The sequence below is a fragment of the Paenibacillus sp. FSL R10-2788 genome (assembly GCF_038003885.1).
Lineage (GTDB): Bacteria > Bacillota > Bacilli > Paenibacillales > Paenibacillaceae > Paenibacillus_AQ > Paenibacillus_AQ odorifer.
Genome location: NZ_JBBOQA010000001.1, coordinates 3,603,968 through 3,616,686 on the forward strand (window position 1 = coordinate 3,603,968; position 12,719 = coordinate 3,616,686).

The following is a 12,719-nucleotide window of genomic DNA, read 5'->3' on the forward strand; positions in this document are numbered from 1 at the left end:
TGAAGAGATTTGAAGATATGCGCTTCAATAGGAAATCATCGCATCCTCAACGTCACTTTTCACCTATAGGTAGAAATTGCTAACCCAGCAGCATTACTTATGCTCAAATGTATCACAACTATTTTCGCCGTGTCTAGGTGTTTGTGAATAAAATTTAAAAATTAATATCCATAAATAAAAGCGTTTACACCAAACGACAGTTCCTTTTTAAGATATTGATCCCCTAGCACACACAAAGTTGCGAACTAGGACTGTTTTGTTATAAGTCAAATTTGTTCTAATTCAGTCTAAATAAGCGCTTACATTAAGGGGTGGCTAAACTTACAATAATGTCTAACCATTTAAATTTGGGAACTTCTCCTGCAACGGGGAAGAATTTCACTGTCATGGCTTTCATGCAAAGCTAGGTTGAATATTGGAAAGGGGGCTGTCATGGGGATTACAAGACGAAAACCAACAGTGATTATCTTGTTTACCGCTCTGATTGTTCTTGCTTTACTCATGTTGGGCTTAACTAACAAAAAGGCGGAGCTGCCTGAAAACTGGATATTTACAGTAGATGGATATGCCGTAACAGAGGAAGAATTTCATTTCTATGTAACAGAGCAAAGAGCTGTAACAGCAGACTATTTCTTCAGAACTTATGGGGCTCAAGTAGATGAGGGCTTCTGGACACGTAAATACGGCAAAAATCATGAAACCCCCTCTGAATACGCCAAAAATTCTGCGATGACTGCATTGCTAAAAACCAAGCAGGAGCAATTTATTGCAGATGAGCGGGGGATCGCCCCTTATAAAAGCTTTGATGAGCTAGAATCCGACATGGATGATGAAAATGTTAAGCGAGCTAAGATGGATGATTCAGGAGAGACATACTATGGGCTGCCTCAGTTTGAGTTATATCAATACATGCAATATTTAAGTGGCGCCCGTTGGCCGGATTTGGTAGAAACCCAGGTTAAGAAAACGAAAATGAGCAACGCGGAGTTACAAGTTGAGTATGCATCAAAAAGTGCGGAATATACTCGTGTTGCTGATAAATTAACGGCTGCGTTAGCAACAACGGGGCAGGCCAAGAAAGAGAAAGTGCTAAATCGTTTGGATATATCCAAAGAAGATACCGAGTCTCTTAAGTTCTGGGAGTCATTAGCTGCTGCTTCTGTAGGTGAGACAGTAATCGGTAAATATATGGACGAGGATGTCATTGCCACATTAATCACAAAACCGGAAATCACCAAGCTTAAACTGGAAGAAGTGAAAGATTCCATTATATACGAATGGGCGGAATCTGACTTGCGAGCGTTAATAACAAATACGAATAAGTTGAAGATCGTGTATAACGGTAATCGATTCAGTGAATTAGTAGTGAACTAGAATAGTTAGTTTTTAAGTTTATAAAAATCTATGTCTATTGAGATTTCCATAGATACAGATTTTTTTATAAAGTATAAATTTATTAATTTCAAAGGGAGGAAATTTTGGAATGATACGATCGAAATGGATGCAAAAAGCTTTGTCGATAGTTACGGCAACAACGTTGGCATTCCCTGGTCTGTTCGGCTTGGCGCCTTCATCTGAAGTATCAGCTGCGGGAGGGGGCGAATCTTTTGACTCCGTTGTACTAGAATTGACACAAGCCGCAGGTCAGGCAGGCAGGGTAAATCTTTCCTATAAAGGTTCGCCTTTAAGCAGTCTGGTTAAAGGACCGGTTATTGACGAGGTAAGTTATGATTCCAGCAATTCGCATCTTTTAACTGTTAATAATCAGGGTAACATTACTTTATCTAACGGTTATACATTTGCGTCGCCAGGTGCCCCGGGCGTCCCGGTGACAATCACGGCCACGGCAGGTTATTACCCTGACTCAGAAGTGTTATTCATGGAGGACTTCGAGAACAACGATGGTCCGATGACATCTATGAGCAAATTAGGCTCGTCATTCACGCTGTCCGATGCACAGTCCCGCTCTGGATTGAAAGCGATTACACCATCGGATGATACGAATAATGAAAAGGTAGCCCAGGACGTGGCATTGCCGGCTGGCAGCAATTATAAGATGACGGCATGGTATTTTGACCCGTATCCTAATGAGGAGAAGACTGCGACGGATAGAACGCAATTTGCTATTGTAGATGGCAAAAATGCCACCTTTGCCGGGACATTCTATCAAAGTTCAGAGGCTGATGTTATTCATAACCCGACGAAATATACTTGGGCTTATGAACCATCATCAGCGGGTACAGCAGGCAACCGTTGGAAAGATAGCGGGGCTTTACGTTCCACAGGCTGGCATAAATTCGAGTGGCTTATTACACCGAATGGTGCGACGTTACAAATAGACGGAACATTAATATCCGATTCAGCGCAAAGTGATATTTACAAAGCTATGAAGAGCGGTACAACCATTCAGCCTAAAATAGCTGGAGGATGGAATAGCCAGTCAGGGAACAAAGCTTATATTAAAAATAAACATCTAATTGACGATTTTTATGTTGTAAAAGATGTGGATACAACAACAGGTACCAGAACATTAACAGTGAATTTGGTACCTCCCGGCGGATTGCCAAATTTAGAAATAATCACTCAGCCAACAAGGGCAGAAGTGAAACAAAGTGAGACAGCAACATTTAGCATTACGTCATCAGCCGCTACTACTGCTTATCAATGGTATGTATCTGATGACGAAACTGGCTTGAGCGGGACAAAAGTCAGCGGAGCTGATAAGGCAGTATTAACACTTTCCAATGTGGACGCAGCTTCCCAACAAGGCAATTTTTATTATTGCGAAGTGTCCTCGGCAGAGGGAGTTGTGGTGAAATCCCATGCTGTACCGTTGTTGATAACCACCAATACGCAGGTGAATGCACCAATTAATCCAACGCTTGACTCGGATACGGGTATTTATAATGGCGCTTCCAATTACGGCGATACCCTTGTAACACTGTTCAAAGACGGTGGACCTGTTGGTTATTATTTATCGAAAAATGGGGGGCCCGACCAGCCTAACAATCATGAAAGGCATCATGTTCTGCCCTATGCAAGGGCACTGGGAGTGGGCAACTACACTGTTACAGCTATTGTCATAAATAATGCGGGAGATATCAGTGAAGAAGTTGCAGCATCCGGAATATTGAAAATCGAGAAATTGCCTACACCGGCAAATGCCAGATGGAACGGCACATACGCTACATGGGATCGCGTCGCTAACGCATCTGCCTATTCGGTTCAACTCTTCAGTAATGGAGTGGTTAATGGAAGCCCGATTGCAGCGACAAGCAATGATACGGCTTTGTCTCCGACTTTAAACGATACCTTTAAAGTAAAGGCAAACGGCAATGCAACGTCACGATTCTTGGACTCTGATGAATCAGGGGAGAGTGCACAATATTCAGCGAACATTGTGCTAATTCGCCAGAACGATACATTACGGGCAGGGGATAGAACGCGGTTAATTGTTGACACAGCTGATGTGTTCGTTGCTGATAACATCAGCTTCAGTCCGGCGGATCAAGACAAGAATAAGATTGAAGTTGATGATGCCGGATTCGTGACGGTTAAGAAAGGTTATATTCCGACAGGGAACGAAGAAGTTACTGTACATGTGAGCGTTGATTACTTCAATAAGGCTGACACTAAATTTTACGATGGATTTGAAGGGGAGAAGAAATTTTCAAATGGTGCGAACGGATATATTCACAGCGATGTGATGTCCCGTACCGGAGGAAAGGCCGCGACATCAAGCGGCGCCGGTCAGGTGGCGACTGTTCCAGGTACCTATAATTACGCCCCTGCAACCGGTAAGACAACAATCGTTACTGCTTGGTACTATGATGATGGCAGAGCGGCTTCCAATGACCACGCTGTCTTTGGCTTAACCCCATCGTCCAATGAACATATCGCAATAAATTATGGCAATGGAGATGGTGACTGGACGGCAAATCTGACCAATTACGCAGTCAGACCTGGTTCATCCGGGAGATTCTATCCTGTAGATGTCCAGCGAAGTGAAGGCTGGCATAAATTTCAATGGTTCGTTACATCAACAGGAACAACCTATAAAATCGATGGACAAGACATTCAAAGGCAAACAACAGCTGGCGGAAATTTTGATACTCCAGTTAAGAACAATATTTCCAAGATCGATGCATTGCAGCTTGCTACGAACTGGGGCAACAAGGCTGGAACGGTTAAGGATATACAGAACAGGCACTTTATCGATGACGTATATGTTATCGATAGTGGAATAACAGCCCAAACCGGAACATCTTCTATTACGCTAAAGCTTTTGCCCAAAGAGTATAGCCACTTGGAAGACAGCACATATGTTATGGGTCTGGACGACTATAATATCACCGTAAATCCTGATTTAGCAGATCTAGCTGGAGTGGAGATCGGCGCTGTAACACTGCAGCGGGATGTGGATTATACGGTTAGCGGTAATGTATTGAAAATTAACAAAGAATCATTCGCAAGAAATAATATCGTACCGGGGAAATATACCGTTAGACTTGATCTGTATCCTGCCGAAATCACATTCGAGTTGAACATTGTACCCCTTGAAGTCCGTGATTATTATTTCTCCAATAACGGTGACGATCATGCAGATGGACGCACACCGGCTACAGCATGGAAATCAATCTCCAAAATTAATGAATATGTATTTATGCCAGGTTCAACTATTTATCTGGATGCGAATAGCGTATGGAATGAACAAATCAGACTGCGTGGCAATGGTGAGGAAGGAAATCCGATTACGCTTACAAAATATAATACGACCGACCCTAACCAACGCCCGGTAATTAATGGTGGAGGAACAGCGTCGAGCCCATCTGGCATTTCCTTAAACGGTACCATTGAGTTATATGACGTTAACTATTGGATTGTCAGTGGAATTGAAGTAACGAACATCGGCAATGCGGCAGGTGACGGCCGTTCCGGTATCGCTGTAATGTCACGGATTTCCAAGCTGGGACAAGGTCAGTTTAATATTCAAGATTATGCTGATGCTCGTATGCAAGGAATCGTCATTCGAGATAACTATGTTCATGATGTTAATGGGCTGCACCAAGCAAATGGAGCAAGTAAGGTATCCGGCGGCATCATTATTAATGGTTATGTAGATATATTGGTTGAAGGCAACAAAACCCTTCGTTGTGATAACGAAGGTATTCGCAATAATGCCTACGGGCCAAGCAATCCAGGGACTAATAACACAGGCATTACTTGGAGTAACTCAAGCTATCCTTGGGCATCCAACGCTGTGTTTAGAAACAACTGGGTTTCTAGTTCGGTTGGAGATGGCATTGTCATGTCCGGCGGGAACAATTCCCTTGTGGAACGTAATGTGGTCACAGACAACGGTTACAGCTATTTAAGCGATAAGAGCGGTAACCTGGTTACGAACTGGGGGCCAAATAATACAACACCAACATATCTAGGTTCGCAAAACTATGCGGCAGCGTGGATTATGGCAAGTAAAGGCACCATTTTCCGTTACAATGAAGCAGTGGATAACCCTTATCATGCAAGTAATGACGGTATGGCTTGGGATATTGACAACTATTGTCAGGACAATGTGTATGAATACAATTACAGCCGAAATAACTATGGTGGTTGGTACTTACAGATGAATGCTGCAAAGGGCAATATCGTTCGTTATAACATTAGCGTGAACGACGGTCGCAGCCCGGATTTTAACAAGAGTTTTAACAGTCTTATATTACTTGCTGGAGGTTCTTCAACGAGCGAGGAAATAAGCGGCTTATACTATAACAATGTCATCGTCACGCCATTGAAGAATAGCAGTTCGTTAGTATTTGACCCGACAGGCTCCAACTTGCACATTTATTTCCAGAATAACATATTTGCCTACACTGGTGAAAACAACCAGGTTGGTCTGAAAGGCGGGGGAACATCAGCTCCATTTGCAGCCGGACGGTTTACGAACAATATTGTATATCCGGCTAATCTTTTTGGTAGCATGAACGCAGGTGGTGGCGGGTATCTAGGTGCAGGCGTAACAGCAACAGACAACCGCTATGTAACGGAAGAGGAACTAAATTCTATATTAAATGATTATAAATCTGCTCCGGAACATTGGATTACCAACAGCGGAACAGCGGATGCCAAGCTTGATTATAGTGCGATGAACGGGTTCCGTCTTGCTGACGGTAATAACCTGGCCTATGGTGCAGGTGCTGAGATTGTAAGCCCATATGTGGATCGGGCGAACGCTCTGCCTCATATGACGGAGAGAACAGACTTCTTTGGCAATCCACTTAGCGGCAGAACGCCTTCCATCGGTGCACACAACCCTTATGCGGTAACTTTTGATTCCAATGGTGGCAGCGAAGTTGCGATGAAGTTCGCTGATATGGGCGGGACAATTACCGAGCCAACAGCGCCAACAAAAGAAAAAACTGTTTTCGGCGGTTGGTATCAAGATACAGGATTAAACGATGCCTGGAATTTCGTTGCTGATCCTGTTACAAGGGATATTGGATTATATGCGAAATGGGTTGAAGACGCAGGTACGGCACCAACGATTACGACGAATTCGCTTGCGGATGGCAAGGTCGGACAACCTTATTCGGCAGTTCTTACGACTGAAGGCGATAAGCCTATCAAATGGGCCGTTGTAGAGGGACAATTACCATCAGGATTGAGCTTGGATGAAGGTGCAGGTGTTATCTCTGGTACACCGGATCAGTGGGGTCAATTTACGTTCAAAGTTCAAGCAAATAATGACGCAGGCAGTGACACAAAACCTTTCAATATAGTGATCACTGAAGATGTCTCAGTTGACACAGCTCCGGGGATTATCACTAAGAATTTGCCAAGCGGAAAAGTTGGACAACCGTATACGGTAACACTAGCGGTATATGGCAGCAAACCGATTACTTGGAAGGTCCAGGGAGGAGATTTGCCAGTAGATTTGAACCTAGATGAAGCAACAGGCGTTATCTCGGGTACGCCTCAAGAGACAGGATATTACGAATTCACGGTTGCAGCAACGAATGACTTTGGTATAGATGAGCGAGTATTGAGCATCGAGATTAAAGAGGATAAGCCAGTTGTTACAGCTCCGGAGATTATCACTAAGAATTTGCCAAACGGCAAAGTTGGACAACCGTATACGGTAACATTAGCAGTATACGGCGACGAACCGATTACTTGGACAGTAAGCGATAATTATTTACCTTTTGGGTTGAATTTAGAAGGAGCTACGGGTGTTATTTCAGGCGTGCCTACTGAAGCGGGAACTTACAAATTCAATATTACAGCTTCCAATCATGCTGGCATGGATACGATAGAGTTAACTATTGTAATTACTACAAATGACAGTGGTGGCAATAATGGCAATAACAATGGCGGCAATTCAAATGGCCACAGCAGTACGCCGACTCCTTCGCCAGAGTTATCAGTAGCGGAGCGTATTGATGCTACAATCAAAGAGAAGCTGAAGAAGGGCAATTCCATTGCATTGACGATGTCAGCCGGAAAAGATGAGCTTGAGATTCAAAGCGATACGATCGGTGCGATTATTAAAGCTGACAAACCGCTAATCGTTACGAATGACACCTTATCTGTTGAATTGTCCGCTGAATTGTTGAAGCAATTGAATACAGGAAAGCGGATGAAGGTTGTTATTAAACCTGTAGATGAAAGAGACGGAGCTATAGGGCGGGGATATGAATTGAAGATCTTCGCGGATGGCCGGGAAGTAACGGATTATACAGGGCTTATACCCGTAATCTTCGATCTGTCAAAAGAGAAGTTGTCGACAAACGATCTTAGCATGTTATGCGGTGTCATGCTTCGATTGAACGGTAATATGGAACGTTTAGGCGGCAACTATGACCATGAGACAGGTAAATTTACCTTCAAGGCAAAAGGACTAGGCTATATCTTCGTTACAACCAAGCCTGAACCTGTGAAATTGGAATTCACTTTAGGGAAGACAGGGTATAAATTAAACGGAATCGAAATGAGTATGGATGTTGCTTCGATGGTAGTTAAAGGCAGAACGTTAGTGCCACTGCGCTTCGTTGCTGAGAGCTTAGGAGCAAATGTAAGCTGGGATAACGTTATGAAAACCGTAATGATTACCTTGAAAGGTCAGACTTTGTCGATTAAGATCGGTGAACTTGCACCAGGAATGGATGTAGCAGCTGAACTTGTAAACGGTCGTACTATGCTCCCATTACGTTTCATTGCTGAGTATTTTGGTGCAAATATATTCTTCGATAATACTTCGAAATCTATTAGTATCATGAAGTAGTATTTCCTAAAATTAGCAGCTACGCTCGAAACCCTCTAACATGCACTGCCATGTTAGAGGGTTTTCTAGTGTGCGCCAGGCATGGACGATAACTTGGCAGTGAAAGTCCGCACGAACTATATAATTGTCTTAACTGGAAACAATTCTTTAGATTGTGTTAATCTGTCTAATAGTGAACTCGATTTAGAGAGAGGGAAGTTACTTGAAAAGAAACGTGTTATATATTGAAGATAATGAGAAGATAGGCAGTTGGGTAAAGGAAGAATTGGAACAACGAGGATTTTCAGTACAATGGCTACTTTCTGGTGAAGGAGCTGAAAAAGAAGTGAATCAGCATGAAATCGTTATTTTGGATATCATGTTACCCGGTTTAGATGGATTTACTGTGGGAAAACGATTAAAAAAGGCAGCTCCTGTTGTTCCAATTTTGTTGTTAACTGCTCGAACATCGATAGATGATAAGGTAGAAGGGTTACAATTTGCTGATGACTATTTAACGAAACCATTCCATACGGATGAATTAGTGGCAAGATTAGAAGTTCTAATCCGTCGAGGTGGCGGAACACATTCCGAACGAATTTCATTAGGGAATTATATTGAAGTAGATCCAGAAGTTCAAATGGTATTTGACAAACACACAGGAGAAGAAATTATATTGACAGGGAAACAACATCATATTTTAATGTACTTCTTACGCCATCCTAATCAAGTTTTACCAAAAGAACAAATCTATGAAGCCATCTGGGAAGAAGCTTATATAACAGGTGATAAAACATTAATGGTACATATCCATCGACTGCGTCAAAAGCTGGAACGTCATCCAGACTCCCCAGAGATTATTGAAACGTTGAAGGGAATAGGCTATCGGGTGAAACTATGAAACAGACTAAATCATTATTTCGTCGTTTTCTAAAAGGACATTTTCTATTTATCTTTTTACCTCCGATCATACTTATTTTCTTATCTGCGTTCATTGAGTCTCCTTTTAATGAAGAAGAGCTGAATAAGTTAAATTATTTTTACGTTGTACTTCTTTTGTTTGGTTTTATTATTGTCGCATTTGTGGTAATCTCTTGGATTTTCTTCTTGAGACTTCGTAAACGTCTTAACCGCTTACAGGATGTCATGTCATTTTCAGCTAATCATAATTCATTTCCTAAACCAATAGTTGTTCAAAGTGATCGTATGGATGAAATAGACCAGTTAGGCAGTTCTTTTAATTGGATGATTCAACAGCTTGAAGACAGTCGCAAGCGAGAACATGAAGAGGAATTGTTACGACATCGACTCATCGCGAATTTATCTCACGACTTACGAACACCGCTTACCATTTTGAGAGGACATGTCACCCGATTAAATGAAAAATCAATGAGTCTAGAAGGACAAAACTCATTATCAGAGATGAACCATACGATTACTAGAGTCGGAGAACTAATGGATGATTTACTTTCCTATACATTGCTTACATCAGGAAAACATCCTTTTGAGCCCACTTCAACAGATATTGGACGTTTAGTAAGAGCATCTGTTGCTGCGTGGTATCCTGTATTTGAAGAAAAAGAAATCCAGATCGAGGTTGATTTACCGACAGAGGCGACTTTTTATTGGGAAGCAGATCCTAAATGGATGACACGGGTTCTTGATAATTTATTTCAGAATATTCTTCGACATGCAGCAGAGGGGAAATATGTAAGCATTGGGGTTGATGTAGAAAAAGAACAGATCATTGTTGCAGACAGAGGTCCAGGTATGGATAACTCATCCTATGAGCGTGGGGCGGGGATTGGTTTATCGACTTCAAATTATATGTTAAAAAAAATGAAACTGAAAGCTGACTTTACATCAAATGAAAATGGCACAAGAGTAGCTATTGGTAGAGAGAGCTTAACCTAAAGTTAACCCAGAAGTAAATAGCAGGATAACCGAGATGTAACTTTGCTTCTTTATAATTAGAACCATAACAGAAGGGAAGTGTTATGGTTGCTTACAATTAATAACTTAGTCAAACATCGCGGAACTGGGGAAATCTTATCAGGTATCAGTTTTAAAGCTAGACCTGGTAGAGTAACTGGTTTTTTAGGTCCAAATGGGGCAGGTAAAAGCTCTACGCTTCGTATCCTGCTTGGGTTAGATCGTGCCACCTCAGGGAGTGCGCTAATCAATGGAAAGCCATTCGCAGAACTACATAATCCTCTAGCAACAGTAGGTGCCGCACTTGATGGATTTGGAGCTCATCGTATGCGAACAGGACGGGCACACTTGCGTTGGATTGCTCGTGCCGCAGGATTGTCTAACTCACGTGTCGAGGAAGTTTTGGAAATAGTAGGCCTTACTAATGCCGCTGGAAAAAGAGTTGGGAAGTATTCTCTTGGTATGGGGAGAAGACTTGGAATTGCAGCTGCGCTGCTTGGTGATCCAAAAATATTGATTTTAGATGAGCCCGTAAACGGGCTCGACCCAGAAGGAATTCGTTGGATTCGGACATTTTTACGTGAACGTGCTAAGTCTGGAAATACGGTGTTATTATCCAGTCATCTAATGGGAGAGCTTGCAGAGACCGTTGATGATGTGGTGATTATTAAGCATGGAACCATCGTTGCAGATGGAACTTTGGAAGAAGTAATAGGTAACTATTCCACGCTGGAGGAAGCCTTTTTTGCCCTGACATCTGAAAATGCAGGTGATGTTGTATGAGGGCATTCAACGCGGAACTATCTAAATTGATCTCCCTGCCAGGCATTTGGCTAGCCTTACTTATTGGAGCATTTGCTCCAGCGGCCATTGCTGCTTTGGACAGCATAGCACAAAAAGAGGAGATTATAGCTGGAATTAGCACACGGCTATCGGAAGTTGGCTATATCGGGTTAGCTCTTGGTGTGCAAGGTGTTATTATTCTTGGTGTGCTTGCTGTCAGCAGTGAGTATTTGACAGAGAGCAGTGAATCAGGTGGAGGACAACAGATTACAACGAGTTTAACAGTTGTTTCATCCCGTCTTCATTTTTTGCTGGCAAAAGCAGGCGCTGTGACTGTGGTCAGCATACTGCTTTGTATTGTTGCTATTATGACAACTGTGTCTGTAACGCATCTTATTCTTGGTGAATATGCCCCTGCATTTGAATGGTCCAGACTTATCGGTGCCATTTGTTACTGGACATTCACTGCTCTTTTAGCACTTGGAATTACTTTGCTAACTAAGAATGGCATCCTCCCGCTTGCAGTGCTCATAATAAATTCATCCGTTGTATCATTTAGTGTCCTGTTATATAGGGTTACAAAGTTGGCGTTTTACTTACCAGATAGGGCTGGCGCTGAAATGTTTATGTTTACGGACAACACGTCAACAGGCAGTTTATTCGACAGGTTTCACACCCCCTTCACAGGCGGTTTAGTCATGTTTGCCTGGGTAGTCGTTGTTTTCATTGTTGCAGCTATTGTATTCCATAGGAGGGACGTTGCAGCATGAGTGTCTCATCTAGTAGAAAGATAACACAAATCCTTGGTGCTGAACTGGATAAATTAGTTACATTACCATTGATAGGGCTCACTCTTATGGTTACATTCATACTTAATTTAGGTTTAGCCGCAGCTTTTACTTCTGTTGATCTACAAGAGGCAGCAGGAACGCAAAATATACTGAATACAGGACTTTCTTCTATGGGATATCTTCAAGCAGGGTTTATTATTCTTGGTATATTAACTACTTGTTCGGAGTATACAGGGGGACAGATTCGAACTACTTTAACTACGATACCTTGGCGAGGGTTTCAATTATCCACGAAGTATTTGGCCTTGGCCATTATAACCATTCCTGCGGCGTCTATTACTACTGCATCAGGTGTGCTATATACCTTTATCATGATGAAAGACACAGCAGTAGTGATTGAAATAGACGAAATGATAAAATCATTAGCAGGTGCAACAGGCTATCTAACTTTAACCACACTTCTCAGTGCAGCTATAGGTGCTTTATTAAGACGAACTACTCCTGCTTTAGTGGTACTGCTTGGCTATTACTTCATTGTCAGTCCATTGTCGAAAGATTTTCTACACAATACTAAATATTTTTTTCCAGATACAGCAGGTTATTATATGTTTATGCCGCCTTCCTCCGATGAAATAAATGTCCTTACACCAATGGAAGGGACAGGTATTTCCATGTTATGGACACTGATCTTTATTACAGCAGCCATTGTACTTTACCGTAAACGAGATGCCTAACTCTGAACTAGCTGATATGATCATTTAACTAGATCAATATGCAACAAACATTAATGTTTGAATAAAAGATGTTTTTGAGCAATTCAATGAATAAGTATTTCATCTAAGAACGGACACCAATATGAGTGTCCGTTTATTTTATAAATCAAAAGAATAGTCTGGATTAATGACATAGTCTAGGATTTTAATAATAGAAAATAAATGTACAAATATCGCAAA

General features: G+C 42.0%; 7 protein-coding genes. All 7 read left to right on the forward strand.

The features are described from left to right. The first annotated feature begins 432 nt into the window (after positions 1 to 432). Positions 433 to 1,374, forward strand: a complete 942-nt coding sequence (locus NSQ50_RS15895; protein ID WP_038571316.1) for a hypothetical protein — start codon at positions 433 to 435, stop codon at positions 1,372 to 1,374. 109 nt (positions 1,375 to 1,483) lie between these two features. Then, positions 1,484 to 8,281 (forward strand): putative Ig domain-containing protein, encoded by a 6,798-nt coding sequence (locus NSQ50_RS15900; RefSeq protein WP_076223715.1) that lies wholly within the window; start codon positions 1,484 to 1,486, stop codon positions 8,279 to 8,281. A 202-nt stretch (positions 8,282 to 8,483) separates the two neighbouring features. Then, entirely contained in the window at positions 8,484 to 9,161 is a 678-nt protein-coding gene (locus NSQ50_RS15905; RefSeq protein WP_076223717.1) for a response regulator transcription factor, read from the forward strand. Beyond that, positions 9,158 to 10,174, forward strand: coding sequence for a sensor histidine kinase (locus tag NSQ50_RS15910; RefSeq protein WP_340949617.1), 1,017 nt, complete (start codon positions 9,158 to 9,160; stop codon positions 10,172 to 10,174). Before NSQ50_RS15905 ends, NSQ50_RS15910 begins: the two co-directional genes overlap by 4 nt. Positions 10,175 to 10,252: 78 nt before the next feature. Then, positions 10,253 to 10,975, forward strand: a complete 723-nt coding sequence (locus NSQ50_RS15915) for an ABC transporter ATP-binding protein (RefSeq protein WP_440971516.1) — start codon at positions 10,253 to 10,255, stop codon at positions 10,973 to 10,975. Then, entirely contained in the window at positions 10,972 to 11,745 is a 774-nt protein-coding gene (locus tag NSQ50_RS15920) for an ABC transporter permease (RefSeq protein WP_076223721.1), read from the forward strand. The genes NSQ50_RS15915 and NSQ50_RS15920 overlap by 4 nt, the downstream gene beginning before the upstream one ends. Next, positions 11,742 to 12,500: an ABC transporter permease gene (locus NSQ50_RS15925; RefSeq protein ID WP_076223724.1), complete on the forward strand. Its 759-nt coding sequence runs from the start codon at positions 11,742 to 11,744 to the stop codon at positions 12,498 to 12,500. The genes NSQ50_RS15920 and NSQ50_RS15925 overlap by 4 nt, the downstream gene beginning before the upstream one ends. The last annotated feature ends 219 nt before the right edge of the window (positions 12,501 to 12,719 follow it).